Raw genomic sequence first — 26,150 nt, forward strand, 5'->3', positions numbered from 1 at the left:
AATTCTTAGAGGTAGGGGCTTTCGTTCTTCGCTTTCAGCATGTTCCAGCGCCGCTCCACTTCCTGTTCGAAGGAAGCATACGCATCCGCATATTCCGGCTTCAACAGATGGCGAGTCTTGCCCATCGATTTCAGCCAATCGGACAGAGGAATTCTCTTGCTCTTCTCTTCCGGGTTATACGTAAGGGTCGTAACGCCATGCTCGACCTCGTAGAGCGGGAAGAAGCAGGAGTTCACCGCTTCGCTCACGATCTCCGTTCCCATGTCGTCCTCAGACAGCCAGTTCAACGGGCAGGCGATGAGGATTTTGCCGTAGACGAGCCCTTCATTCTGGGCATAGTATTGCGCTTTGGCCGCTTTCTTCACCAGATCCTGCGGATAAGCTTCGCTGCCGGTGAACACGTACGGGATATGCGTCGCCGCCATGATCTGTGCGGTGTCCTTGTGATGGAAGGGCTTGCCGCCTTTCTCCTTGCCTACGTTCGAGGTGGAGGTCCGATGCCCCATCGGTGTGGAGTAGGAAAGCTGGGCTCCCGTGTTCATATAGCCCTCGTTATCGTACTCGATGATGATCATTTTGTGGTTGCGAAGCGCTGCGCCGATCGCCGGTCCCATGCCGATGTCCATCCCACCGTCTCCGGTCACCATGACGAAGGTAAAGTCGTCCTTCAGGCCGAGATGATCCAATTCCCCTCTGCGCTTGCGTTCCCAGAACATCTCGACGACGCCGGATAGGGTTGCCGCACCGTTCTGGAACAGGTTGTGAATGTAAGTCGCCTTGTGCGAGGAATACGGGTAGCCGGTCGTGACGACCATCGCGCAGCCTGTATGGAATAGCGTCACGATATCCCCTTCAATGCCCTTGAAGAACAGCTCAAGGCCGGAGAAGATCCCGCAGCCCGGACATGCCCCGTGGCCGGGAGCGACCCGCTTCGGTTTCTTCGCAAGGGAGCGCAAGGGAGGAATCTTCACGTTCACTTTGCCGCTCACCGCATCGCGGGACACCTGGATAAGCCCCGTGTTGACATCCTCGTAACGGAGCGGTTCCACCACTCGCTGAGGCGCCTTGTCGGGGTCGCCCGGGGTGTGCCCGTAATAATCAAACGGTTTTTCTACATATCCCTTCTCTACCGCATCCTGAGCGAACGCAAAGAAGTTGTGGCCGTCTTCGGCGAAGAAATCTTTCCCACCGAGGCCGTAAATGCGGCTGATCACGAGCGTGTCCTTGTTGCCGTGCGTGAACAGCGCGGCTTTGATCTCGTTGACCATGTTGCCGCCGTGTCCGCCGTATGAATCCGCCCGATCGCCTACCGTGACCGCTTTTACCCCGCGCAGCGCCTCGGCAATCTCCTTGGCCGGGAACGGTCTGATGATATTTGGCGCGATGGAACCGGCCTTGATCCCTTGGGCGCGAAGCTGATCCACCACGTCCTTAATGAGCTCGGATGCGGAATTCATCAGGAAGACCGCTACTTCAGCATCCTCCATCCGGTACAGATCCAGCATGGGATAATCGCGTCCCGTCAGGTCGGCATATTCCTTGCGGATGCGGTCGAAGACCTCACCCGCCTTGTACATGGCCATGGATTGCTGGTAGCAGTTGTTGATGAAGTCCGGTTCGTTCATATAAGGACCGACTGTGATCGGGTTGTCGCGGTCGAGTGTATGAGCGAAGCCTTCCGGAGGAAGCTCGCCGATGAAAGCATGCACATCTTCACGGTTCGCGAAGGTCGAAACGCGCCGCTTCTGGTGAGAGGTGAAATAGCCGTCTGATGCCACCATGACGGGCAAGCGGACTTCCGGGTCCTCTGCGAGCTTGATCGCCATGATATTCATGTCGTATACGGCCTGTGGATCGCGGCACATGAGGATCGGCCAGCCGGTATTGAGCGCATAATACAAATCCGAATGGTCACCGTGGATATCGAGTGGACCGGAGACGGACCGACAGACAAGATTCAACACCATCGGGAAACGAGTCCCGGATTGAACCGGCATTTGCTCGAGCATGTACAGGTAGCCGTTCGCGCTCGTCGCGTTAAAGACGCGGCCCCCGGCTGTCGATGCTCCGTAGCAGATCCCGGCGGAGCCATGTTCCCCGTCGGCTGCGATCAGCTTGATGTCATGCTTGCCCTTCACCTTCATCAGGTCGAGGAATTGGGCAACCTCGGTAGAAGGAGAAATCGGATAATACCCCATGATATGATAGTTGATCTGATGAGCGGCATAAGCAGCCATTTCGTTGCCGGACTCATAGACAATTTTCTCTTCGACTCTCTTCATTCGCGTTTCGTTTTCGATATCGATCGCCATAACGGCCTCCTCTCGATCCGCTGCACGCCTTCTTGCTTCCTTGGCATGCGCGAATCGTTCTCCTTACGCCTTCGTACCGGCCAGCCGGTCGACAAGACGGAATGAATGTGGAACACGGTGTTCATCGGCATAGCCGTCCGTCTCCCGGTAGGATGACAACGCATCGGTCGGGCAAGCCTTGATGCATTTCAGGCAGCCCTTGCAATATTGATAGTCGATGCCCTGTAGAAACAGCTGCGGCCGCCCCTTCTTGTCGGGCTTCTCCTCCCATACGAAGCAGAAGTCCGGGCATACGGTGTCGCAGGATGCACAGTGGATGCATTTGTCTTCATCGAATGCAGGCATCATGCCGGACCGCGAAATGCTCAAATCCTTCAGCATGCTATTGCCGGGGTTCGTGATAAGACCCCCGATCGGTTGGGTTTCATAGCCGAGCACCGGAGTGTCCCAACGCTTGAATTCCGGCATCGCACTGCCCTCCGGAACGGCAAACGTCTGAAAGACCACTTGGTTGTAGCCTCTCTCGAATGTATTCAACGCCGGTTGAACGGCGGTCGGATATTTGCTTTCCAGAGATTTGCGGATGACATCCTTCATCTGCTCCGCGTCGAGAAACGGGCATAGCCGGAACAATGCTCCGAGCATAGCCATGTTGACGCGGTTCTTCTCCTCGAGCGCGATGGCGGTGGCATCCACGACAGCAATGGTGCCGCCGATCAGCTTCATCTTCGCCTTCAGCTCTTCCGGCGTTTTGGCGGAGTTGACCAGAACCGTGCTATTCTCATAGATTCCGCTGATGACATTGACCGTCTTGGAGAGCGACTCATGAAAAACGCCGACCACATGCGGACGTTCAACAGGGGAGGTGTCGCGGATCGGGGTTCCCATTTCGCAGAAGCGGATATGCGCTTTAACCGGAGAGCCCTTTTTCTCCGACCCGTAGGAGGAGAAGCTCACCCCGTTAAAGTTCGAGCCCGACACACCGGCTTCCGCGAGCATTTTGCCCGCCAGGTTAGCTCCAAGTCCGCCAATCGATTCCAGCCGGATTTCAAAAAAGCCTAACTCATTCACCCGAGGCAATGAGGTCATGCTTGCATCTTCCTCTCTTCTTTCCATTAGAAAACGTGCCTACTCTTCATTATTGAGGATGATCGGCGATTAAATCAAGGAAAAAAACGCGATTGTGGTATCATTTCTGTGAATGTCGTCACAGTATTTTGCTTATACCTTCGCAATTTTGACAAACTAGCAAACAACAAGCCTGCAAGTCCGGAGGCTTTCTCCCGATATGCAGGCTTTACTCATTCTGGTAATCTCTCAAACTCTCAAGCTATCAAATCTCGTTAAAAGGCCACACCGATACCGCCCTCTCCTGCATAGGTTCCGATGATCGGCCCCATGTCCGAGAGAATGACTTCGCAAAACGGATATTTGGCGAGAATCGCTTTGATCACATCGCGCGCTCGTTCTTCGCAATTGCTGTGGCAGACGGCGAGAACCGCTTTTTCGAAATTGTGCTGCTTCTCCTCTAACCGTTTGATCAAGCTGTTCAAGGACGCCTGCATCCCCCGGTTCTTCTCCACCACCTCAACCGTTCCTTCTTCGCTAATGCGCATCAACAGCTTGATGTTGAGCACAGAAGCCACTGTACCGCGAAGCCGGTCGAGGCGGCCGCCTTTGATGACATTTTCCAGGGTATCGAGGGTAAAATAAGCCCTTACCTCCTTAGCCTGGTGCGCAGCCCATTGCTTAAGCTCCTGGAAAGACGTTCCCGCATGGGCCATTTTGGCAGTTAGCGCTACCAAAAGGCCGAGTCCGAGGGAGAAGGTTTTGGTGTCGAGCACTTCGATCGTATTGGTATGACCCTCATCCAGGTACATTTCCTTGGCGATCAAGGCATTCTGGTAGGTGCTGCTGATATTGGACGACAAGCACATCACGAGAATGTCCGTCCCGTCCTCCACTGACTTGAATTTTTCTAGAAAATCATAAGGGCTGGGGCTCGCCGTGGTCGGGAGCGCCTTTGTTTCCCTCATTTTCTTGTAAAACTCCGGCGCTTCCATGTCGGACGGCATTTTCTCATGATCAAAATGAACCGATAAGGGAACGATGGAGATATCATGACGTTCAAGGTATTCTTTCGGTAAATCCGCGCCGCTGTCCGTAATGATCTTGATGGTCAATCTTATCTCTCCTTAGGCTTTCATATAAAAGATCCCTACGGTCTGCCGTCCGCAATGGCTTGAAATCACACAGCCCGCTTCTGTGATGGGAATGTCCTTCTCCCCTGTCGCTCTCGCTAATTCATCGCGAAGATATTCCGCTTCCTCCAATGCATACGAATGTGCGACATAAAGGGTTCCTGGAACCATTTGCCTCGCGTTCACAAGCGCATTGTCCAGTAACTGTTGGAGCGCCTTCTCTCGTTTGCCGCGGATCTTGACAGGCACGATCATCTTCCCGTCGACGACCTTCACAATCGGCCGAATTTTGAGCATATTTCCGATAAGGGCTTGTACGCTGGAGCAGCGACCGCCTTTGTGCAGATAGTCGAGAGTATCGATAAGAAACTCGCTTTCGATGTCTCCACGCTTGTTGAGCAAATAGGTTGTGATTTCCTGAACCGTCTTCCCCTCTTCCGCCAACCGGGCAGCCTGTACGACTTGAAGCCCGATGCCGGTGCATAAATTGCGAGAATCGATGACGGTGATTCGCCCTTCCTCAAACTGGTTGGCGGCGATCGTCGCATTTTGAATCGTCGATGAAATTTCGGAGGACAATCCGATGTAGAGAATATCGAAGCCATCCTGAATGAAAGGCTCGAAATGCGATAGGAAATCTCCAGGTGAAGGAGCCGAGGTTTTCGGCAAATTGCCGGTTTCATCAACCAGCCGGTACAGCGTGCCGGGAACCATGTCGACTCCGTCGCGGTAAGAGGTTTCGCCAAATACGACGTACAATGGAACGATTCCGATATCGAAGCGTTCCAGCAGCTTTGGCGTCAAGTCGCTGGTGCTATCGGTAAAGATCTTTATTTTCCTCATAAAATCAGGTGTTCCTCCTGTCTCGGGTAAGGGCGGCTCAACGTTACCTTTGTCCATTTCATCAAGGGGACATCTGTCAGCTGCTTGTCCCATGCCGACCCTTGCTGCTGTGCGGAGACTGTATCCGGGTACACTTGCGTGTGCCGTTATCACCCCTCCATTGTGGTTTCCCACCCACCTATTATACTTTTAGATGAAGATCGGTTACAATAACAAACATTATGCTCACGACATCGTGGATGGAAATGAGGGTAAACCATGAATCGAGCGGTATTTCTCGATCGGGACGGTGTGATCAACGAATGCCAAACCGACCGTGTGCGTCACGTGAATCATCCTCACCAGCTGTTCCTGTTCCCGGGCGTACCGGAGGCGATCAAAGCATTAAACGATGCCGGCTACTTGGTTTTTGTCGTAACCAATCAAGGCGGGATCGGGTTTGGTTTTATGAAGGAAGCGTCGCTGCATGCCATTCATGAACGCATGACAAAGCTTCTCTTGGAAAAGGGAGCGATTCTCACCGACATCGCTTATTGCCCGCATCGTCCGAAAGCGGGCTGCGAGTGCCGCAAGCCGAAACCGGGCATGCTAAAACGTCTAGCTGAAAAGCATGCCATCGACATGTCCGCCAGCATCATGGTTGGGGACCGGGATACGGACATCATGGCTGGCCGGGCTGCTGGCTGCAAGACGGTTCGAATCGGAGCTCCAGACCTGGACGCCGACCATTCCGCACCAAGCTTGGCGGAAGCGGTACCTTGGCTTCTCGGCCAACTCGTACGCTGTCAACCTTAGCCGTGTGGATACGAAGCGGCGTCAATCGTTATGAAAAGTGGGTTGAACAAGAATAGCGGTGACGGAAACGGATTGATTGCAAACACTTGTTCGGTTCTGGTACAATAAAACCGCACGTAAATCCCAACCGAGGAGATGACGAAAGAATGCTATCGATTACCGCTTACCTGACCCTGGATGGAACCGCCAAAGATGCTATCGCTTTTTACGAACAGGCACTGGGAGCGAAGGTGATTTCCCAGATGTCCTTTGGTGAAATGCCAGAGACCCCGGAATATCCGATCTCCGAGGATATCAAAGACCGAATCAGCCATGCCATGATTCAGATAGGCGAATCTCAGCTCATGTTCTCCGACACGTTCCCCGGTCAACCCGTCACTCCCGGCAATCTGATCAGTCTATGTATCACGGCTGACGGCTTTGAGAAATCCAAAAAGCTCTTCGATGCATTAGCCAATGGTGGACAAGTTCTCATGCCGTTCCAGGAGACCTTCTTCAGTCCCGGCTACGGCTCGGTCGTCGATAAATTCGGAGTGAACTTTCAAGTGTTCACCGAATCTAACCATTAAGTACGAAAACGGCTCCGGATGCGTTTCTTCCGGAGCCGTTTTATTTTTTGGAAGGATAGGACTCCATCTCGACCAGATCCATGGAACCCGAAATTCCGGGACTCCAGAGTGCCTAGCTCCTGTCCGCCTTCATCGTGAAATAGATGTCCTGCTTAAGCGATGCAAACTCTGCAAGCAAGGATATACCTTCCTTGCGCGGCCTTTCGAAGGGCACTTTTACTTCTTTCAGGATGTGAGTCGGTTTCTCGGAGAACACATAGATTCGGTCCGATAGCAGGATGGCTTCATCTATGCTGTGTGTGATAAAAAGCACCGACCTTCTCTCCTGCTCCCAAATATCGAGAAGCCAGCGCTGCATATCGAGTCGGGTCAATTCATCGAGCGAACCGAAGGGTTCGTCGAGGATCAACAGCTCCTGAGGGCTGAGCAGAGCTCGAACAAAAGACACCCGCTGCTTCATACCTCCAGACAGCAGATGCGGATAACGGTCCGCGTAATCGGCAAGTCCGGCTCTTTCCAGCCAGCGGTCCGCTTCTCTGCGCACCTCGCTTTTACGTCGGCCGGACAGCTCCTGGGACAGGATGACATTGTTTCGGACTGTCCGCCAAGGCAAGAGGGCGTGCTGCTGCGGCATGTAGCTGATATGCCCGACATCCCCCGTGATCTCGGTCCCATCCAGCAGAATGTGGCCGGAATTCGGCTTCAGCAAGCCGCCGATCAGGTGAAACAAAGTGCTTTTCCCCGAACCGGACGGCCCGATGATCGAGACGAACTCCCCTTTGTCGACGTGAAGGCTGATTTCATTCAACACTCGTTCTTCGCGACCTCGGTCGCTGAAGGTCATGCTGATCCGGTCGATGGTCAGATGATCGTGTCTCTCCGACTTCGGATTTCCATTAGGATTCAACGGCTGTCCTCCTTCCGGCTGACGGCTGGCCTTACGATCGCTTTTTCCAGTAATCCAACCAGCGCGAACAGGGCCATACTGATAAAGACAACCATGAAAATGGCGACGAACATCCGATCCGCCCGATAGGTGGCTTTGGCGTTCATCATGAAGACCCCGATCCCCTTCTCCGCCCCCATCCACTCGGAGATGACCGCTCCCATCACGCTGTAGGTTGCGGAGATTTTTAGCCCCGAGAAGAGAGCCGGCAGAGCATTTGGAAATTCCAGCTTGAAGAAGATTTGCCGCTTGTTTGCACCTGACATGCGAAAGTAATCCATCATGGCTTCATCGGTTCGGGCGAATCCTCCAAGCAGCGCGACAGACACCGGGAAGAAGCAAACCAATGTGATGAGAATCAGCTTCGGCAAGAGGCCAAATCCAAACCAAACGACGAGAAGCGGAGCCAGTGCGACCGTCGGAATGTTCTGGGAGAGGATGAGCAGCGGATAGAAGCCTTCCTTCATTCCCGGAACGGCATGAAGCAGACAGGCGACCGCTATCCCGGTCAAGGACCCGACCGTAAATCCGGCGAGCGTTATGCCAATCGTTGATTCCGTGTGCATCCATAACCGGGGAAATACATTTATCCCCTCGTGAAGGATCTGCAATGGACTTGGCAGAACCCAGCCCGGAGTTGCGAACAGCGACACGGCTGCTTGCCACACGCAGAGGAATCCGGCGAATACCGCGAGGGGTGGCCAGATACCTCTGCTTAGTCGTTGCCTTCTCATTCGTCGTACTTTTCCGTCAGCTTCTCGATGGAAGCTCCTGAAGGATTGTGGTAAATCTTCACCTGGGAGATCACATTCGGGCTGCCCATCTCGAGCATAGCCTCATTCATTTTCTTTACGACCGCCAGCAGCTCTTCAAAGCTGCCTTCCATCGTCGTCTCCAGTGGACCGACGCGATGCTTGATTCCCGCTTGCTGAATCACTTCGATCGCACGATCCACATAAGGGATAACATCTTCTCCATGCGGAGTCTTGGGAATGATTTGAATGGATAATAACGTATCGGCCATGATTAGTTCCCCTTTCCTTGTCCTGGCAAGAAATCATTCGTGAAGGCTTTTGCCGAGTCAAACGGCTTATCCAAAATCTTGTGTTCCTTCATCCAGTCGGCATACCCTTGATATACCTCCAGCTTTTGAATCCCCCACTGAGAGGCTTCTGCCTTGTACTGCTTGCTGATCCATTCTTGGCTTGCCTTCACGAGCTTGGAGTCCAAATCGGGAGCCCCCTTGAGCAGCAAGTCAGCAGCTTCATCCGGATGCTCAATCGCAAAATCATAGCCTTGCGCGGTTGCCGCCATGAAAGCTTTGACGGTATCGGGATTATCCTGAATCATCTTCTCATTAGTGACGAGAAGAGGCGTATAGTAATCGAGCTTGGGCGAGAAGTCCTTCATGTAGATCATATCGAGCGGTTCGTTTCGCAGCTCTGCTTCGATCCCGGTCCACCCATAGTAAATCCATGAAAAATCGACATCTCGTTTCACGGCGGTAAAATAATCGGCCGAGCCGATGTTTATGACCTTAACCGTCGAGGAATCCGCATGATCCGCTTCCATCAGCGTCTGCAAAATCGCCGTCTCCGACGGACCGCCGAAGCCGCCGTACGTTTTGCCGGCGAAATCCTTGGGGGACTTGATGTTCTTCGCAACCGGAGCCGCAAAACCGGATGTATTATGCTGGATGACGGCCGCAAGAGATACAAGCGGAACCCCTTCCGTACGAGCATAGGTCAAGCCTTCCTGATAGCTGATGCCGAATGGAACTTCACCGGAGGCTACCATGGTATCCGCTCCCGCTTCTCCCGGCTGAATGATCGAGACGTTCAAACCCTGTTCTTCATAGTACCCTTTTTCCTTGGCTACATACAGGCCGGTATGATTGGTATTCGGAGTCCAATCCAGCACCACCTTGACGTCTTTCAGCTCTTTCTTGCCATCACCTGCAGATTTGGCTCCATTCTCTTGTCCGCAGCCGGCAATGACCAGTGCCAACGCGATCACCATCGAAGCTGTGGCATAGCTTTTTCTCTTCACTTGTTTCTCCCTCTCCTTCTTCTCACTTGGCTTGTTCGTGATCCGGAGATGCTGGGAGCATGCCGGTTGCCGGGCTTATTCGCACGTAATAAAAGCCGTGCGGAATAACCGGACGGCTTACATACCCATGCTATTCTCTACGCTGGCATTACCCAGATCAGATTTCCGGTCAGCGACACAAGGTCGCAATCTCAGCCTGACTTCATCAAGCTCCCGGTGCCTATGAAATTGTTGCTTCTACCATAGCGCTTTTTACTCGATATTGCAAGCCCACCGGATTGCTGCTAGCGGTTCTTCGCGGTGAAGATTGACTTCGTGATCCAGAGCCCTTCTTCCAAGACTGGGGCCGGAAGCGGGCGGCTGATGAGATAGCCTTGCGCCAAATCGCAATTCCGCACGATCAAATCGTTCAGCTGGACCTCCGTTTCCACGCCTTCCGCCACGACCTTCATGTTTAGATTGTGAGCAAGATCGATGAGGGTCCCGATGATCAGTTGGTCCTTCATGTCCCGATGCATTTCCTGTATGAAGGAACGATCAATTTTGAGCGTATCGAATGGAAAATGTTTCAAGTAGCTGAGCGAGGAATAACCGACGCCAAAGTCGTCAATGGAAATCCGCACTCCAATCTCTTTCAATTCCCCCAGCAGTCTCATCGTCCGGTTGGTATTCTGCAAGAGAATCCCCTCGGTGATCTCAAGCTCCAGCAGCTGCGGGGAAAGGCCGGTATCCGCCAATACAGACCGCACCGTTTGAATGATATCATCGCTTAGGAATTGGACGGATGACAGGTTCACAGACATGGAAATCGGAGGATACCCTTGAGCTTGCCAAGCTACACACTGCCGACACGCTTCGCGCAGCACCCACTCCCCGATTGGGATAATAAGCCGGCTTCGTTCTGCCTCCGGGATGAAGTTGGCGGGTGAGACGCTCCCGAGCTCGCTGTTCGTCCAGCGAATCAAAGCTTCTACGCCAATGACTTCTCCGTTGATCAGATCAAGCTGAGGCTGATAGACCAGTGAAAATTCATTTTTCTCCATCGCTTTGCGAAGGTTGGTTTGGAGTACGACTCGCTCTTCAATCACTTTCTGAAGCTCCGAGGAATAGAGGCAATACCCGTCGCCTCCCGAATCCTTGGCTTTATACATGGCGGTATCGGCATTCTTGACGAGGGTTTGCGAATCCAATCCGCTGTCCGGGTAGAGGCTGATCCCGATGCTGGTTGTGATGTAGACATCTTGTCCATTCAATAGAAACGGAGCCGCGAGCGAATACCGGATCGACCGGGCCACGCGGATGCATTCTTCTTCCCCTTGAATTCTGGATAGCAGGACGGTGAATTCATCGCCGCCTAAGCGGGAAATAAAGCTGCTGCTCTGAATGGCCTCCAGCAGCCTTCTCGAAACCTGCACGAGCAGGTTGTCTCCGCTGTGATGCCCTTGAGTATCATTGATGTACTTGAATTGATCCAAATCCAGATAGAGCAAGCCAAAGCGGCCTTCGGTCGATTCGGCGATCTCCAGTAATTCGCCCAATTTCTTGTGAAAATACGCGCGGTTCGGCAATCCCGTTACGGAATCGAAGTAAGCCATCCGGTGAATGATCCGTTCAGCTTCTTTATCGGCCGTTCGATCCTTGGCAATTCCATATGCCCCTACTACCCGATTGTCTACGATGGTAGGTCCGCTTGTTATATCAAATTCCCGGAGAATCCCATTTTTGTGGTAGATGGTTAACGGGAAGTTTTGAGGCTTGCCAGTTTGGAGCTGTACCAATCGCTCATGAAAGCGATCCACCTCCAGAACATGGAATGCCTGGTCGAATCTCTTGTTAAGGACATCCGATTCCTTGTAACCGAGATTTTTCTCCAACATGGGATTCGCGCTTGTGATGCGTTGCTCCATATCCATGGTAAATACGATGTCGGGATTTTGTTCGAATAGGGATTTATATCGCTGGTTGCTCTCTTCAAGGAGCTGATTTTGCTTCGTCATCGAATTATTGTAGCGATTGATAATGGTCATCACAATGATAGCAAAGATAATTTCGACCATCTGATAGGTATGGTTAACCTGATAAACGATCTTCAAAAACAAAATTAAGCCGAACATAAACGGCAATTGCAGGTTCCAGATTTGTCTGAAATTTATTTTTTCTTTTGATACACTGACTGATTTTGTGATTAATGTCCGAATAATGATATTGGCTACTTCAAAAACGCCATAGCATAGAATTGCTTTTATCAAAAAAGGTGTATTGTCGAAGATGTAAATCGCAAGCCAACTCATTAGTGCGGATATGTAAATCATTCCGAAGTTAGAGAACATGCGAAACCAATTTATTTTTTTGCGATTTGGAGTCCATATGACAAAGAAGGCGATAACGGACATAATAATCGCCGCTATACTGGCATTCAAATCGTATTCAAACAGAAGAAAAACAATCATGATTCCGCTTCCAGTAAACGAAAGACTTCCGGGGAACATAATAGGAACGATTTGAAACAGAATAGCAAATAACAGGAATATAAGGATATTATTCCAATCACTTAGATGGAACATATAGTAAATAAAGTGAATACAGGCTGCCAGCCCAAAAGCAAACAATAAGTTCGTGACAAGATTTTTATCTTTCATATGTTCCTCGGAATGGATAGATTATTTTACACAAAAAGATTAAATCCATTATCGCAGATAATCGTTATTTTTAGTAGATAAAAATAAAAATCAGGCTGGTTAGCCTGATTTTTGTCACTTACGGTCCCCAATAGAGAGTCAACAAAGAGATAAGTCCGAACAACATACTTAGCCCTCCCTTTTTAAGTTTTCTACTTCCTTAAACCATTATACTAGACCATATATTACCTAACAAGAGCCTAATCGGAATTTTTTTACAGTATCGCCATGCTTTATTTATAATCTGTCACAATTATTCGAACTTTGAGGAGCGCATAAATATACAATGCTATAAAACTGCAAAAGACCCTCGCCTTTTTGAGAGCAAAAAGACGAGAGCCTTCCATTAGAGAGCGATCATTCTACTCCGTCGTAGACGGATTACTTCAGATTCTCCGGATTTAGCACATCCAGCTCCGGAAGAACGAAACGGCCGTCCTTGCGGATCAGCTTGCCGTCAAACCAGATTTCTCCCCCGCCGTATTCGGGACGCTGAATGGTGACCATGTCCCAGTGAACGGACGATTTGTTGCCGTTGTAGGCATCGTCATAGCAGGTTCCGGGAGTGAAATGGAAGCTGCCGTCGATCTTCTCGTCGAACAGGATGTCCTTCATCGGTTCGCGGATAAAAGGATTCACTCCGATGGCAAATTCGCCGATATAGCGTGCGCCTTCGTCGGTATCAAGGATTTTGTTCAGCCGATCCGTGTCGTTGGCCGTCGCATGAATGATCTTGCCATCCTTGAATTCAAGCCGGACATTCTCAAAGGTGAAGCCATCATATGGCGTCGGAGCATTATGTGAAATCACACCATTAACGGAATCGCGCACCGGCGCGGTGTATACTTCTCCGTCCGGAATATTCATTTCGCCTGAACACTTGATGGCTCCGATGCCTTTAATGGAGAACGTCAGATCCGTACCCGGACCCTTCAGCTGAACTCGATCCGTACGGTCCATGAGCTCCTTGAGCGGGTCCATCGCTCGGGACATTTTGGCGTAGTCGAGCAAGCATACCTTGAAGTAAAAGTCCTCGAATGCTTCCGTACTCATGGACGACAGCTGCGCCATGGAAGGAGTCGGATAACGGAGCACGACCCATTTGGTTTTCTTGATCCGCGTTTCAAAATGAACCGGATGGGTGTAGAAGGAGGAGTACATACGCAGATTCTCAGAGGGAACGTCGGACAGCTCGGTGATATTCTCGCCGCCGCGCACCGATATGTAAGCTTGCATCTGTTCCATCTGATGATTGTCAATCTCCGCCCAGGTACGAATCTGTTCTTCGGCTGCATCGAGCAGCAATGCGCGAGTGACCTTCGGGTGACGCAGATTTACATAAGGATAAGCTCCGGCGAGGCGAACCGCTTTGACGAGCTCCGCGACAAGGGGAGTATCGATTCCCGTAGCTTCAATCAGAACGTTCTCGCCAGGTTCTGCCTTAATGGAATAGCCGACAAGGCCTTTGGCCAATTGGGTCAATCTTGGATCGAACATGCTTCAATTCCTTCTTTCTGTACGGTGGATAGAGGGCCATAGCCCCATCTATTCTAACACGAATCGTTGGAATTAGCAGTCCAATCGCACCGCTAGTCCCGATTCCGGGAGGGATCCGGAAGATTCAAAAGCTCGGGGACGGTGACCAGCCGGTAGCTTCTTGCTTTCAATTCCCGGATGATCTGCGGCAAGGCTTGAATGGTTCCTTGCAGCCGCTCCCCTCTGCCCCCTCCGGCATGCTGCAGGACGATCACGCCCGGTCCTACGCTTTTCATCACGTTGGCGTACACTTGTCCGGCCTTGAGGTTGCGCCAATCGAGCGAATCGGAGCTCCAGTTGATCGCATAAAAACCATGCTGACCCAACCAAATGAGCTGACTTTCCTTTATTTCACCATAAGGTGGCCGGACGAGGTTCGGGGTATAACCGGCAAGCTTCGTCAGAATGGCGTTTGTTCTCAGCACCTGGTCGCGAAATCGCGAATCGGATAACCGGGAGAAATCAGGATGATCGTAGGAATGTCCGCCGACGGCATGCCCTTCCCGGATCATGCGCCTGACTAGCTCCGGGTGCCTCTCCGCCCGGTACCCGACAATAAAAAAGGTTGCCTTCACATCCTGAGCTTTCAGGATATCGAGAATCTGTGGCGTAAATCGGGGATCAGGCGCATCGTCAAAGGTCAACGCGATCTGACGCTTCCCGGGATTCCCCCGCAGATAAAAGAGCCTCGGATACTTCGCCCGAAGCTCCGCCAAGGACAGCTCTTCAGATCGGACTCGCTGAACGGGGCGATGCGGTTTCTGAGGAACCTCAATTCCGCTCTGCTCACTCGCTTCAACAAGCATGCCTGGATCAACAGCAACCGGTTCGGCGCGGTTCCGGCTTGGCAATGGAGTGCCAAACCCTGATAAGGTAAGCAATACGGCGAGTATCGCCGGTTTCATTGAGATCATAAGAACCCCTCCGCAAGCAAAGTATGGTCGGGACGGTATTTCATTAGCCTGCCCCATCTACTTGTGGAGATGCGAAGCCTGGATGAAAATTCAATCATGACAGAATGATGAAATCGCTTACTTTAGTCAAACTTTCCCTTTTCTTTTTCAGATCTAGTGATATAATTAATTTGTAAGCCTGATAAATGGAGGTTATCTACTATGAGTATCCAATTGGTTCTGGACGAAAGGAAAATGCAGCTCGGCTCGCAAATGTTTCATCTCGTCTCCTCCAAGGTTCTCATGCTTCTTGATGCCGGACAGATGGATGCCCGCACTTTCGCCAATCTGCTGAAAGAAGAAGGCATTGTGGATCTCGGGGTACTGAGAGAAGGGTTCCTGAAGGAATGCGCCAAGCATCGCTTCAGCTTGAATGAAGCCGAATATCTCTTTTCCAGCACAAGACGTCTCGTCGAGAGCAAAATGATCTAATCCGCTACCCTTACAAACAGATGGATTCGGACAATAGATAAAGCCCGGGAACGCCTCAATCGTTTCCCGGGCTTTTTGTATACAGGCTGTTACCGGCTGACTGTTGCTGCCAGCTTGCTCTTGATCTCGCGAACAAACGCCGGTTCATCCGCAGGAGTGCGGGAAGTGACGAAGTTGGTATCCACCACGACTTCCTGATCCACAAACTTGGCTCCTGCATTCACCATATCATCCTTCAATGGCGGGTAGCTGGTGATGGTGCGCCCCTTAAGCAGGTTAGCACTAATCAGGATCTGCGGTCCGTGGCAGATGGCTGCGACCAGCTTGCCTGTCCGGTTCATCTCCTTCACAAAGCGGAGAATCGCTTCGTTTGAACGAAGACCTTCTGGAGAGGATCCTCCCGGAATCACGACGGCGTCAAAATCAGACGCATTTACATTCTCAATAGCGGCTTCCGTTGTATAGCGCGCCTTTTGGTTTTTGCCTTGTACCTCTTCGCCCTGCTTCAAGCCAATAATCAGGGTCTCATGGCCGTCTTTCTTCAATTCATCGTATGGCACCTGCATTTCCGAATCCTCGAACTCACTTGCCAGCAAAAATGCGATTTTACTCATGAGGTCACTCCTCTTCGATTTGGGATTGGACAAACGTACCTTCTTTAGTTACCCCAATAATCGAAGAGTTCAAACAATCGCGCAGCTTCCCTTGACCTGAAATCAGTTTCCTTCTCGCCTTGCGCTTGGATTCCTCAATCCAAGACAGCGCTCATATGAGCTTTCGTTATGGACCAATGAGAGGTGTTCCAATACGGCTGCTGCTTTTTCAAGCAGATAATCTGAGGAGACTCGTGCTTGATCCCCGTGTCCTCAGCGATTTGATTGGATACGGGACGAGATTCAATGACTTTGACCAAATAGTAATCGGCATTCGCATCGGGCTTGTCCGCTAAATAACTGTCATATTCCCGCAGAGCATTCGCGCTGACCGGGCAAGTCGTGCTGTGCTTGAGCACAACAACGGTCTTTTCTTTCGAGCTTTCTTTTATCGCGTCCCATTCTTCCTTCGTCGTCAGTTCTGTCCAATTCAAGATGGCTCCCCCTCGTCAGGTTTTGTCTGAATAATAGCTATGCTTCACAGTAAACCCACTGCTTCCGATCTCAAGGATTCCATACGAATAGCGAGGCTCTCGTCGCTTGTCCATTGCAGATCCCGGATTGAAGAGGAGCACGCCGTTCAATTCGCCTTTCCAGGGTGTATGGGAATGTCCGAAGACAATCAGATCGACATCCTCCTTGGAAAAGGACCTCCTCGCCGTCTCTTCGGTCGGTCGGGCAAACCCATCTCCATGCACGAGACCGATTCGAGTGCCGTCAACGGTCAACAGCTTCCGCCGGCCAAAACGGGAATAAATCTCCGCGTCGTCATTGTTGCCGGTTACCCCATCCACCGGAGCGATGGATGCAAATAAATCCACGACGTAAGGAGCCGTCCAATCTCCGGCATGCAGGATCAAATCAACCCCGGCGATTCCTTCGAAAAGCGCCTTGGGTAAATCCTTCCCCCGGTGAGGCATATGGGTATCCGATACAAGGGCAATTCGCGTTCGAACGCTCATCTTCACTCTCCTCTCTCGTCCATGGATGAGGTGCTGACCGATTACGATTCATTATACCGGGAACCTCAACTCGAAACAAACGCGGCAAGGCGCACCGATCCCGGTAAGAGGGTCGATGCGCCTTGCGGGGTGCATAACGTTACATTAGCAGATCGGGATGCGCAGGATGATCACGAGCAGGATGAACAGAACAAGCACGTAATCCATGCCGCTCCGCGCAGGAGCGACAGCGGTACAAGGATTGTAGGCGGCAGCAGCTACCGGCATGATCGGCATATTGCTGGCATACGGAGATACCATCGGCGCATTTTCATACGGGGATACCATCGGCATGTTGGCATACGGATTCATCGGTTACCCTCTCCTCTTCTGAATGGACTGTGCGAATACACCATATCCTATGTCAGGAGCGGAAGGGCGTCTGTGCTTCCACCTATGAAACCGGCCCAATCTTATCATTTCCCGTTCATTCCGTGAATCGTTCCCTCAAACCAATCCCAACCGGCCGCCACATCCTCCGGTTTATGGGCATCCGAACCGAACACGCACGGAATGCCCGAAGCCATGCACTTCTCGATCAGCCAAACGGGTACATAAACTTCTCCGCAGGTCGGAACACGCAAACCGGCCGTATTGATGTCGAGACCGAGCCCTGTACGTTGAAGAAGAGGAACGACCCGAGACAGACGCTCCTTCACTTGTTCATTGTCCATCTCCGGCAAGGCGTTCTGGAATTTTCGTATGAGATTGATGTGGCCGAGCCGTTTTTGACCTGGCAGAGAAGCGGCCCATTCCAACGCTTGCTCCACCTGATCGTAGTAAGCATCGACAACGGCCTCTATCGAACCGTAATAGCTGAGAAGATTCTCGCGAAAATCGGCCGGTGTGAAATCGATGCAGCGCATGCCGCCTCGACCCCGCAAGTAATGAACGGAGACGAGCAAGTCTTCTAGACGGCCCTCCGTTTGCTCCAGGATTCCTTCCGAATACCCGGTCCGACCTTCGAGATAGTCCAGCTCCAGTCCCACAAGGATCTCCAATCGATCTGCGAAACGCTGCTTCACCCCGGTCGCTGCATCAAGATAAGCGGGCAATTCGTGCTCTTCCATCGCTAATTCCCGCATGAGGGGTTCATCCGGGATCCATCCAACCGGAAGCGGCGGATGTTCGCTGAGGGTGTACCGCTTGAAGCCGTGCTTCATCGCCGTTTCGATATAATCCTCCATAGGAGCGGAGCTTCCGTGCCGGCAAAAATCAGTGTGAGTGTGTCCGTTCCACTTGAGTTCCGTATTCATCATGATCAATCACCGTCCAGCAGATTGCCGAGCCCGCCCAGGATGCTGCCTTCTTCCTTGCGTCCGCCGACCCGAGATGCCGATATGATGCGATCCGCCATCCGGCTGAAGGGCAGCGATTGCACCCACACCTTGCCCGGACCGGTCAAGGTTGCGAAAAACAAGCCTTCGCCACCGAACACAGCGGTTTTGATTCCTTTGACAAACTCGATATTATAATTGATGGATGGCGTCATTGCCACAAGACAGCCAGTATCAAGCCGGAGGGTTTCTCCGGGGGCTAGGGTCTTCTCCATGACATACCCTCCGGAATGGACAAACGCGAGCCCATCTCCTTCCAGCTTCTGCATGATAAATCCTTCGCCGCCAAAGAAGCCGGTCCCTAGCTTGCGCTGAAACTCGATTCCAACGGAAACCCCCTTTGCCGCGCAGAGGAAGGCGTCCTTCTGGCAAATCATCTTACCCCCGAGGTAGCGGAGATCAAGCGGAATGATCCGGCCGGGATACGGAGCGGCAAACGTCACGCTTTGCCTGTTATAACCTTGATTGGTGAAGATCGTCATGAATAGGCTTTCGCCTGTGAGGAGTCGCTTGCCCGCACCCATCAGCTTACCCATGAAGCCCTGCTGAACGGAAGAGGAGCCGTCTCCAAAGATGGTCTGCATGTGAATGTCAGTGTCCATCATCATGAAGCTTCCCGCTTCGGCTACCACGCTTTCCGAGGGATCAAGAACGATCTCCACGCATTGCATTTCTTCCCCCATAATTTGATAATCGATTTCATGGGAATTCATTCATTTATCATCTCCCGAATCTTCTCGTGAAAAGTAATCTTGCTGCAGGATCCGAAGCTCATCCAATGCCCGGCTGGCATAATGAAGCTGCTCCCGAAGCTCTCCGATTTCCAGCTCCAACGCCGCTTTCAGCGACTGCTTGTAATCGGGAATCACTCCCGAATACAAGAGCAGGGTCGGCAGGGGCATGAGCGCGATCTCTTGATAAGCCAAAGCCCTGCGCTGATGAAACAGGTTCACATCCGCTCTCCTGGGATGATGCAAATCCCCTTGGGCCGGATGCTTCAGAACCGCGAGCACGCGAACCGCCGCTTTGCGTTCGGTTAGTTCGACAACTTCACCGATGTATTCTCCGCTTTTGAACGATGCTTTAACGAGATCTCCAACTGTGATAACAGGCATATCCGAATCCTTCCTCCTTATGGGCGATAGGTCGGATGGCCACTCTCCAGTCCATTTCTCTCTCTAGCTTCCGAATCGGGCCGTATAAGCGGCCCAACCTTCCCGTACTTCCTCTAGCGGCAATCCGCCTTGCTCGAGTTCTTCCGGACTTCGTTCAAGCAAGCTCTCGTAAAAACGGTTACCGGCTGCCGCCGCAGAATCAGACTCGACGAACGGACCTTCGCCGTCCGCAAGCTCGAACAAGCAGTCCTCCGCTTTGGCAAACTCTCCGGCTTTTAAGTAATGGGCGATCAACCGCTCCTGTACGGATGCAGGCAGATCATATGCCCTCAAGGTGGCGTGTATTTCTCTTACGGTTTCCTTACAGAAGTCCGATGGAGTGTCTTCCAACTCCGATACCCCAAGAGACAGCAGCAGTCCCTTCAGGTATCTTCGGACACTTTCCTCGTTCTCTCCTAAACTCTCGTGTAGGGAGCCTTCTTCCCTTAAAACTCTTGAGAGGGTTAGCACCTTCTCCGCTTCAAGAAATCCGTTAGCCGAAAACATAGCGAGGATATCCTTCTCCGAGAGGGCATTCAGGAGCTTCGAATTCATCCGGAAAAAGCGGCCCAGCAAATCATCCACGGCAGAAAAAGCCTGCTCCTGCTTGTGCTGTTTTTTGAGTCCGGATACGGTAGCGATCATCTCAGTCAATTCCTGCATCATCCGAACGATGTAATCCCGTTGAAACATGATATCCTCCTCTCCGTCAACATTCCGGCTAAGCCGGCAAAGGGTCATCGTACCATTTACGAAGCAACCAAAGGATCGGTTTCATCCACCGTCCGACAGCCGTGCCAGCGTTTCGGTGATGTGGGTTAAAAAGCGCGGAATGTCCCCAATCACACTTTCGTCAAAGCTGCGCTGGAAATCGAGATCGATCCGATTGCGAAGAAGGGTTGATTCCTGGCCGTATTCATACGAGAGCGTCTGGGTGAATTTCGGCTCGGTTCCCCATAGCTTCTTCATCAAGGAATCAATTCGTTTGCATTCCAATTCCGAATTCGCAACGGTGCAAGAGAAGCTGACCTGAAGACGGCACCCTGGGGTCCGGTCTCGAAGCTCAAGGATCTCGGCAGCCAAATCCTCCGAATCCGCAGACAGTGTGAGCTCGGCCTCCGGTTTCTCGTCGGCATGCGACCGTGTGAATCGAATCCGATAACTGCGAGACATGGATGCCAAATCGACTGTGTCCTTGCGGCCGCTGATCAGAACCTTTCCATCGGAGTCAAGGTCATAAGCGGCGCCTTCCAGCACAACTTTAACGTTTTCATAAATGGTGGGATCGAACATAGGCACCCTTCCTAGTTTCACTATAAAAATCCTTCATCTTGCTTGTACTGGGCTGTTGCCTTACAATAACACTATATCACAGATAAAGCAGGTGGTAGTATGACAAACACCCCGCAAGATCAGCAATTGAACGAGGGAGCGTCGCAGGCCGAAACGAAGAAAGTCAGCCTCGCTGACGCAATCCGCAAACAGCTGGAACAGAAGAAGAAAAACCAGCAGGCGGATAAAGGCAATAACAATCAGCGTGCTGGGAATTTGACGGCCAAGAGTCAAATGACCAAGAAGGTCAACAATCAGCGCCGACGTACGGGTGGGAGCTAATTGAAGCATGAAGTCGCATAGGTGAGCCGAAGAACCACCGTCTCCAGAAGGAGCGGCGGTTCTTTTGCGTTTTTCAGCCTTAAGCATGTTCTTATAAGCCGATAACCCAGCTTCTCGCTATCCGCACCCTCTAGAGCAAAAACATCAGGGTAATGACCAGATAAGAGAGCTTCCCATTACGACGCAATGCCAGATAGACAAGCCCGTAAAGAATGGAGAGAACGAACGTGAACAATCCGGTTGTAGCACCCTGAGTCAGAATGTGAATCAATCCCCAAGTGAGGGCCAGCAGCAATCCGCCATAGGGGATATTCTTGCGTGTCTTGAACCACACTTCAAACGCTTTCTGGCCAAATGCGATGATCATGGTGATGAGCATTCCCTCAAATAGGTAATAGACATACTGCCCGATGAATTTGACCGCTCCGAGAGAGACGAACTCCTCGTAAGGCTTAAATCCTTCCCAAACCCAGGACGTATAGAGAATGGCAATAACGGCAAGGATTCCCGCAATCAACCCGTTCTTGGCTGTGACCGGAGCTCCATCAGACGGAAGCCGCTTTGCCAGCATTAACGTCATCCCACCCCAAAGGAGGCAGGTTAGTCCCCAGTGAAGGAGGTGTTGAGAGACCGACCATTTCCCAGAGGATCCATACACTTGATTTTCAACCATCATAAGCAGGATTTCCAGACCCAGCCCCCCGAAAGCGTAAAGAGCATAGGAGAAGTAATCATAACCTGTCGGTTCTTTCTTTGTGTTCATCTTGGTATCCCCTTTTCCACGGTCATTTGAAATAAACCTCATTATGTAATCGGTTTCAATTATGTATAGACGGAATCGCACTCTATTAATTAGGTTTTTCTAGCTTATAAAGTCTCAGGATATTCTTCGTGCCCTCTTCTTCATATTCTCGTATAAACTGCATAGGTGAACGATCTAGAATTTTTACAGAATAAATGTTTTCCTTGTCGACAATAGAAATTATATTATTCATAGCTAAATCAGTAAGACAAAAATGAAGCAATCCATTCAAAATTTCCGAACCATACCCCTTCCCCCAATATTTTTCGGAAAACCTGTATCCAACTTCAAATGCTCCGTTTTCACTTTTTACTACTGCACATGCTCCCATTATGCGGCGATTTTCATCATTTCTCTCAGAAATAGCCATAATTAGTGGATCCGTATAATCATCGTTGTAACTCTCGATAATTCTCTGTAATTCATTTGCATTTTCCGTCCTTGTTTTACCTCTTCCAATTATATACTTCATAACATTCTCATTGCTCTGCATTTCGTGGAAATCCTCAAAATCATCGATTTCAAATTTTCTCGTAGAAAGTCGCTCAGTCTCAAAGAACATATTCTCCCCACCTCCTCCCTTAAGTTTTTCCTACAGAGCCTATGTAAAAAAGGCTCCTCTCTTCGTTTAAAAAGAGAGGAGCCTGATCAGGTACAGTCCATCCCCCAGATGCTAAGCCTTCGTCCAGCCGAGTCCTCGTCCTTACGCGTAGTACTCTTCCCGCAGCTTTAGCACATCCGGATTTTCCAGATATTCATCGAACGAAGCGAGTCGATCGATGGTCCCCTTCGGGGCAATTTCGATGACGCGGTTCCCCACGGTCTGCAACAGCTGATGGTCATGGGATACGATCATCAAGGTGCCGTCAAAATCGGACAGGCCGTTGTTGAGCGACGTGATCGATTCGAGATCCAAGTGGTTGGTCGGCTCATCGAACAGAAGAACATTCGATCCGGTCAGCATCATCCGCGCGAACATACAGCGGACCTTTTCGCCCCCGGAGAGTACGCTGGCTTTCTTGACGGCTTCTTCACCCGAGAAGAGCATCCGCCCGAGATAGCCGCGAATGAACTGCTCATCTTGGTCCTTGGAGAATTGGCGCAGCCAGTCGACGAGGCTCAGTTCGACTCCATCAAAGTACTTCGAATTTTCCTTCGGGAAATAAGCCTGCGTAGTCGTGACGCCCCAAGTGAAGCTGCCGCTGTCCGCTTCCAGCTCTCCGATCAGAATTTGGAACAGGGTCGTCTTAGCGATGCCATCGGGTCCAGCCAACACGACCTTGTCGCCTTTGTTTAGCGTAAAGCTGACGTTGTCCAGCACTTGAACCCCGTCGATCGTTTTGGAGAGGTTTTCCACGGTCAGAATCTGTTTGCCCGCTTCACGCTCCGGCTTGAAGTTGATGAACGGATATTTCCGGTTGGATGGACGGATATCGTCCAAGGTGAGTTTTTCCAATTGCTTCTTGCGAGAGGTCGCTTGCTTGGACTTGGAGGCATTCGCGCTGAATCGGCGGATAAACTCCTCCAATTCCTTGCGCTTCTCTTCGATCTTCTTGTTCTTGTCGGAGATGAGGCGAGTTGCCAGCTGGCTCGACTCGTACCAGAAGTCATAGTTGCCTACATAGAGCTGGATTTTGCCGAAATCAATGTCCGCGATGTGCGTACAAACCTGATTCAGGAAGTGACGGTCATGGGACACGACGATGACGGTGCCTTCGAATTTCGCGAGAAAGCTCTCCAGCCAGTTGATCGATTCCAGATCCAAGTGGTTGGTCGGTTCGTCCAAGAGCAGGATGTTGGGGTTGCCGAACAGCGCCTGAGCGAGCAGTACCCGCACCTTCTCGTTGCCGTCCAGCTCCTTCATCAGCTTGTCATGCATCGGCTTCGGAATGCCAAGGCCAATCAAGAGCTCGGCCGCATCGGCTTCAGCTTCCCAGCCGTTCAGATCGGCGAAATCGCCCTCAAGCTCAGCCGCGCGCATGCCGTCTTCATCGGAGAAATCGGCTTTCGCGTAAATGGCGTCCTTCTCTTCCATAATGGCATAGAGCTTGGCGTGGCCCATGATGACGGTTTTCAAAACCGGGAATTCGTCATATTCAAAATGGTTCTGCTTGAGCACGGCCATCCGTTCGCCCGGAGTGATGCTGACTTCCCCGCGCGATGCATCGATTTCACCGGAGAGAATCTTCAGGAACGTCGATTTGCCCGCCCCGTTCGCTCCGATCAGGCCGTAGCAATTGCCTGGGGTGAACTTGATGTTAACGTCCTCAAAGAGGGGGCGACTCCCGTAACGGAGTGTGATTCCATTGGTACTGATCATGTACATACCGCCTTTGCATTAAGGTAAGGAATTGGGTTATGGCCGGGACAGCTCTTCGATCAACTCGGATAGCACCGTCCAGCGCTCCATGGCCTGATCCAGCTCATCGGTCACCTTCCGATCTTCTTCGAAGAGGTCTCGCACCTTGTCATAATCGCTGCCGAAAGCTTCAATCAGCTGCTTCAACTCTGCGCTTCTCGCTTCCAAAGCCGCGATCTTTCCTTCAATTTCGTCCCATTCTTTCTGATCTTTATAAGAGAGCTTGCGCGGCTTGTCGCTTCGGGGCCGGGCCGTTTCAGCCTGCGGAGCTCCCGAAGCTTGCGGGTTGGCTGCCGCCCCGCCGCCAATCGCTTCTTCCCTAGCGGCTGCATCCAAATACTCGGTGTAATTCCCCTCAAATTTGCGAATACCGCCTGCACCGTCGAAGACGAACAGCCGGTCCGATGTCCGATCGAGGAAATACCGGTCATGGGATACAGACAACACGGCTCCCGGAAAATGATCCAGGTAGTCCTCCAGCACCGACAAGGTCTGAATATCCAGATCGTTGGTCGGTTCGTCCAAAAGAAGAACGTTAGGCTCACCCATAAGGGTCTTCAAAAGGTAGAGGCGGCGCTTCTCTCCCCCGGACAAACGGGAAATCGGCGTCCACTGCTGGGGCCCCGTAAACAGGAAGCGCTCCAGCATCTGAGAAGCCGTTATGGTTTCTCCGTCGATGGTATGGATGACTTCCGCCACTTCCTTTATATATTCAATGACGCGGAGGCTCCCGTCAAGCTCTTCATTTTCTTGGGTGTAAAAAGCGAGCTTCACGGTCGTCCCTGTCTCCACCGTTCCTTCATCCGGCGACAGCCGGCCTGCGATGACATTGAGCAGCGTCGTTTTGCCGCTCCCATTCGGTCCGATGATGCCGATCCGCTCTCCGGGCAATACGATGTGCGTGAAATCATTCACCAGCTTGCGGTCGCCAATGCGGATACCGACGTCTTCCAGCTCAACGACCTTCTTGCCGAGCCGGCTGCCGCCTACCGCAAAATCGATCGCTTCGTCCGGGCGGTCCACCTTACGGTCGCGAAGCTCTTCCGTACGCTCGATGCGAGCTTTTTGCTTGGTGGTGCGGGCTTTCGCTCCTCGTTTCAGCCATTCCAACTCACGGCGCAGCAGGTTCTGCCGTTTCGCTTCCGACGATGCCTCTTGTTCCTCGCGCTCCGCTTTCTTCTCCAGGAAGACGGAGTAATTGCCTTCATACGTATGCAACCGTCCGCGATGCAGCTCAAAGATCCGATTCGTAACCCGGTCGAGGAAATACCGGTCATGGGTGACGAGCAGGAGTGCGCCGCGGTATCGGGACAGCTCTTCCTCCAACCACTGGACCGTTTGGTTATCGATGTGGTTGGTCGGTTCGTCCAAAAGCAGCAGGTCGGCGGGCTGAATGAGGGCGCTGGCGAGCGCTACTCGCTTGCGTTGGCCGCCAGAGAGAGCCGCTACTTCTTTCCCGTAATCGCGGATGCCGAGCTTGCCCAGGATGCTTTTGGCCTGCGCTTCCGCTTCCCATGCGTTCTCAGAATCCATTCGCTGTTGAATGGCAAACAGCTTTTCCTGCTTTTTCGGATGGGACGGATCGGCTTCCAGTTCTGCGAGAGCCGCTTCGTAGTCCCGCAGCGTGCGCATCAACGGATTATCGCCGCGAAAGATATGCTCCAGCACCGTGATCCCCGCAGCAAATTCGGGTGTCTGGGCCAGATACTCGATGCGGTACTCTTTGGCGTGCAGCGCTTTTCCGCCGTCTGGAGGCTCAATGCCAGCGACCGCCCGGAGGAGGGACGATTTACCGGTTCCGTTCACTCCGATCAGCCCGATCCTCTGTCTCTCGGCGATGGAGAAGGAGATGCCGTCGAACAGCACCTTCTCTCCATAACTCTTCGTAAAGTTCTCAATGTTCAAGATGCTCATAC

Annotated in this window: 28 protein-coding genes; 4 read left to right on the top strand and 24 right to left on the bottom strand. The window is 51.8% G+C overall.

From position 1 onward, the window contains the following. Nucleotides 1–5: 5 nt before the first annotated feature. From BN2684_RS22500 to BN2684_RS22515, 4 genes are all read right to left on the bottom strand, one after another. Nucleotides 6–2,312 carry a thiamine pyrophosphate-dependent enzyme gene (locus BN2684_RS22500; RefSeq protein WP_058304308.1) on the bottom strand — a complete coding sequence of 769 codons (2,307 nt, stop codon included), beginning with the start codon at nt 2,310–2,312 and terminating at the stop codon, nt 6–8. 63 nt (nt 2,313–2,375) lie between these two features. Next, nucleotides 2,376–3,401 (bottom strand): 2-oxoacid:acceptor oxidoreductase family protein, encoded by a 1,026-nt coding sequence (locus tag BN2684_RS22505; protein WP_058304309.1) that lies wholly within the window; start codon nt 3,399–3,401, stop codon nt 2,376–2,378. A 254-nt stretch (nt 3,402–3,655) separates the two neighbouring features. Continuing rightward, a complete protein-coding gene (locus BN2684_RS22510) occupies nt 3,656–4,495 on the bottom strand; it encodes a DegV family protein (protein WP_058304310.1) in 840 nt (279 codons plus the stop codon). A 12-nt stretch (nt 4,496–4,507) separates the two neighbouring features. After that, on the bottom strand, nt 4,508–5,356 hold the full coding sequence (locus BN2684_RS22515; RefSeq protein WP_058304311.1) for a DegV family protein: 849 nt from the start codon (nt 5,354–5,356) through the stop codon (nt 4,508–4,510). Between the two features lie 258 nt (nt 5,357–5,614). On the opposite strand from BN2684_RS22515, the gene BN2684_RS22520 reads away from it, so the two are divergent. Both BN2684_RS22520 and BN2684_RS22525 read left to right on the top strand, forming a co-directional pair. Beyond that, nucleotides 5,615–6,151: a D-glycero-alpha-D-manno-heptose-1,7-bisphosphate 7-phosphatase gene (locus BN2684_RS22520; protein WP_058304312.1), complete on the top strand. Its 537-nt coding sequence runs from the start codon at nt 5,615–5,617 to the stop codon at nt 6,149–6,151. 146 nt (nt 6,152–6,297) lie between these two features. Further along, nucleotides 6,298–6,720, top strand: coding sequence for a VOC family protein (locus BN2684_RS22525; RefSeq protein WP_058304313.1), 423 nt, complete (start codon nt 6,298–6,300; stop codon nt 6,718–6,720). Between the two features lie 112 nt (nt 6,721–6,832). On the opposite strand, the gene BN2684_RS22530 is transcribed toward BN2684_RS22525, so the two are convergent. From BN2684_RS22530 to BN2684_RS22560, 7 genes are all read right to left on the bottom strand, one after another. Next, nucleotides 6,833–7,627 carry an ABC transporter ATP-binding protein gene (locus BN2684_RS22530; RefSeq protein ID WP_392389028.1) on the bottom strand — a complete coding sequence of 265 codons (795 nt, stop codon included), beginning with the start codon at nt 7,625–7,627 and terminating at the stop codon, nt 6,833–6,835. Further along, entirely contained in the window at nt 7,624–8,334 is a 711-nt protein-coding gene (locus BN2684_RS22535) for an ABC transporter permease (protein WP_316245529.1), read from the bottom strand. The genes BN2684_RS22530 and BN2684_RS22535 overlap by 4 nt, the downstream gene beginning before the upstream one ends. Before the next feature lie 62 nt (nt 8,335–8,396). Continuing rightward, on the bottom strand, nt 8,397–8,690 hold the full coding sequence (locus tag BN2684_RS22540; protein ID WP_058304315.1) for a thiamine-binding protein: 294 nt from the start codon (nt 8,688–8,690) through the stop codon (nt 8,397–8,399). A 2-nt stretch (nt 8,691–8,692) separates the two neighbouring features. After that, nucleotides 8,693–9,685: an ABC transporter substrate-binding protein gene (locus BN2684_RS22545; RefSeq protein ID WP_058304690.1), complete on the bottom strand. Its 993-nt coding sequence runs from the start codon at nt 9,683–9,685 to the stop codon at nt 8,693–8,695. 314 nt (nt 9,686–9,999) lie between these two features. Next, nucleotides 10,000–11,829, bottom strand: a complete 1,830-nt coding sequence (locus tag BN2684_RS22550; RefSeq protein WP_159065832.1) for a putative bifunctional diguanylate cyclase/phosphodiesterase — start codon at nt 11,827–11,829, stop codon at nt 10,000–10,002. A gap of 945 nt (nt 11,830–12,774) precedes the next feature. Then, on the bottom strand, nt 12,775–13,890 hold the full coding sequence (locus BN2684_RS22555) for an aminopeptidase (protein ID WP_058304317.1): 1,116 nt from the start codon (nt 13,888–13,890) through the stop codon (nt 12,775–12,777). A gap of 92 nt (nt 13,891–13,982) precedes the next feature. Further along, on the bottom strand, nt 13,983–14,843 hold the full coding sequence (locus BN2684_RS22560; protein WP_058304318.1) for a polysaccharide deacetylase family protein: 861 nt from the start codon (nt 14,841–14,843) through the stop codon (nt 13,983–13,985). Between the two features lie 201 nt (nt 14,844–15,044). On the opposite strand from BN2684_RS22560, the gene BN2684_RS22565 reads away from it, so the two are divergent. After that, complete coding sequence (locus BN2684_RS22565; protein WP_058304319.1) at nt 15,045–15,314, top strand: hypothetical protein; 270 nt, start codon at nt 15,045–15,047, stop codon at nt 15,312–15,314. 89 nt (nt 15,315–15,403) lie between these two features. On the opposite strand, the gene BN2684_RS22570 is transcribed toward BN2684_RS22565, so the two are convergent. From BN2684_RS22570 to BN2684_RS22610, 9 genes are all read right to left on the bottom strand, one after another. Then, a complete protein-coding gene (locus tag BN2684_RS22570; RefSeq protein WP_058304320.1) occupies nt 15,404–15,928 on the bottom strand; it encodes a type 1 glutamine amidotransferase domain-containing protein in 525 nt (174 codons plus the stop codon). Between the two features lie 134 nt (nt 15,929–16,062). Beyond that, nucleotides 16,063–16,401, bottom strand: a complete 339-nt coding sequence (gene ytxJ / locus BN2684_RS22575) for a bacillithiol system redox-active protein YtxJ (protein ID WP_058304321.1) — start codon at nt 16,399–16,401, stop codon at nt 16,063–16,065. Between the two features lie 15 nt (nt 16,402–16,416). Beyond that, a complete protein-coding gene (locus tag BN2684_RS22580) occupies nt 16,417–16,929 on the bottom strand; it encodes a metallophosphoesterase family protein (protein WP_058304322.1) in 513 nt (170 codons plus the stop codon). Between the two features lie 144 nt (nt 16,930–17,073). After that, nucleotides 17,074–17,280, bottom strand: a complete 207-nt coding sequence (locus BN2684_RS22585; RefSeq protein WP_058304323.1) for a hypothetical protein — start codon at nt 17,278–17,280, stop codon at nt 17,074–17,076. Between the two features lie 104 nt (nt 17,281–17,384). After that, a complete protein-coding gene (hisJ, locus tag BN2684_RS22590; protein ID WP_234340305.1) occupies nt 17,385–18,227 on the bottom strand; it encodes a histidinol-phosphatase HisJ in 843 nt (280 codons plus the stop codon). A 2-nt stretch (nt 18,228–18,229) separates the two neighbouring features. Beyond that, nucleotides 18,230–19,018, bottom strand: coding sequence for a TIGR00266 family protein (locus BN2684_RS22595; RefSeq protein WP_058304324.1), 789 nt, complete (start codon nt 19,016–19,018; stop codon nt 18,230–18,232). Continuing rightward, the gene (gene kapB / locus BN2684_RS22600; RefSeq protein WP_058304325.1) at nt 19,019–19,420 is read right to left on the bottom strand and encodes a kinase-associated lipoprotein KapB; all 402 of its coding nucleotides are present in this window, start codon (nt 19,418–19,420) and stop codon (nt 19,019–19,021) included. It lies immediately after the preceding gene. 63 nt (nt 19,421–19,483) lie between these two features. Next, nucleotides 19,484–20,152 (bottom strand): DUF6483 family protein, encoded by a 669-nt coding sequence (locus BN2684_RS22605; RefSeq protein WP_058304326.1) that lies wholly within the window; start codon nt 20,150–20,152, stop codon nt 19,484–19,486. 81 nt (nt 20,153–20,233) lie between these two features. Beyond that, nucleotides 20,234–20,752, bottom strand: a complete 519-nt coding sequence (locus tag BN2684_RS22610; RefSeq protein ID WP_058304327.1) for a hypothetical protein — start codon at nt 20,750–20,752, stop codon at nt 20,234–20,236. A 99-nt stretch (nt 20,753–20,851) separates the two neighbouring features. Here BN2684_RS22610 and BN2684_RS22615 point away from each other — a divergent pair, with 99 nt between their 5' ends. Further along, on the top strand, nt 20,852–21,073 hold the full coding sequence (locus BN2684_RS22615; RefSeq protein WP_058304328.1) for a hypothetical protein: 222 nt from the start codon (nt 20,852–20,854) through the stop codon (nt 21,071–21,073). Nucleotides 21,074–21,203: 130 nt separating this feature from the next. On the opposite strand, the gene BN2684_RS22620 is transcribed toward BN2684_RS22615, so the two are convergent. The 4 genes from BN2684_RS22620 to BN2684_RS22635 all read right to left on the bottom strand — a co-directional run bounded on the left by BN2684_RS22620 (nt 21,204) and on the right by BN2684_RS22635 (nt 26,148). Further along, entirely contained in the window at nt 21,204–21,836 is a 633-nt protein-coding gene (locus BN2684_RS22620) for a hypothetical protein (RefSeq protein ID WP_058304329.1), read from the bottom strand. Between the two features lie 85 nt (nt 21,837–21,921). Continuing rightward, nucleotides 21,922–22,437, bottom strand: coding sequence for a GNAT family N-acetyltransferase (locus tag BN2684_RS22625; protein ID WP_058304330.1), 516 nt, complete (start codon nt 22,435–22,437; stop codon nt 21,922–21,924). Between the two features lie 141 nt (nt 22,438–22,578). After that, the gene (locus tag BN2684_RS22630) at nt 22,579–24,195 is read right to left on the bottom strand and encodes an ABC-F family ATP-binding cassette domain-containing protein (RefSeq protein ID WP_058304331.1); all 1,617 of its coding nucleotides are present in this window, start codon (nt 24,193–24,195) and stop codon (nt 22,579–22,581) included. A 36-nt stretch (nt 24,196–24,231) separates the two neighbouring features. Continuing rightward, nucleotides 24,232–26,148 (bottom strand): ABC-F family ATP-binding cassette domain-containing protein, encoded by a 1,917-nt coding sequence (locus BN2684_RS22635; protein ID WP_058304332.1) that lies wholly within the window; start codon nt 26,146–26,148, stop codon nt 24,232–24,234. Nucleotides 26,149–26,150: the final 2 nt, after the last annotated feature.

This window comes from Gorillibacterium timonense (genome assembly GCF_001457415.1).
In the GTDB taxonomy this organism is placed as follows: Bacteria; Bacillota; Bacilli; order Paenibacillales; family NBRC-103111; genus Gorillibacterium; species Gorillibacterium timonense.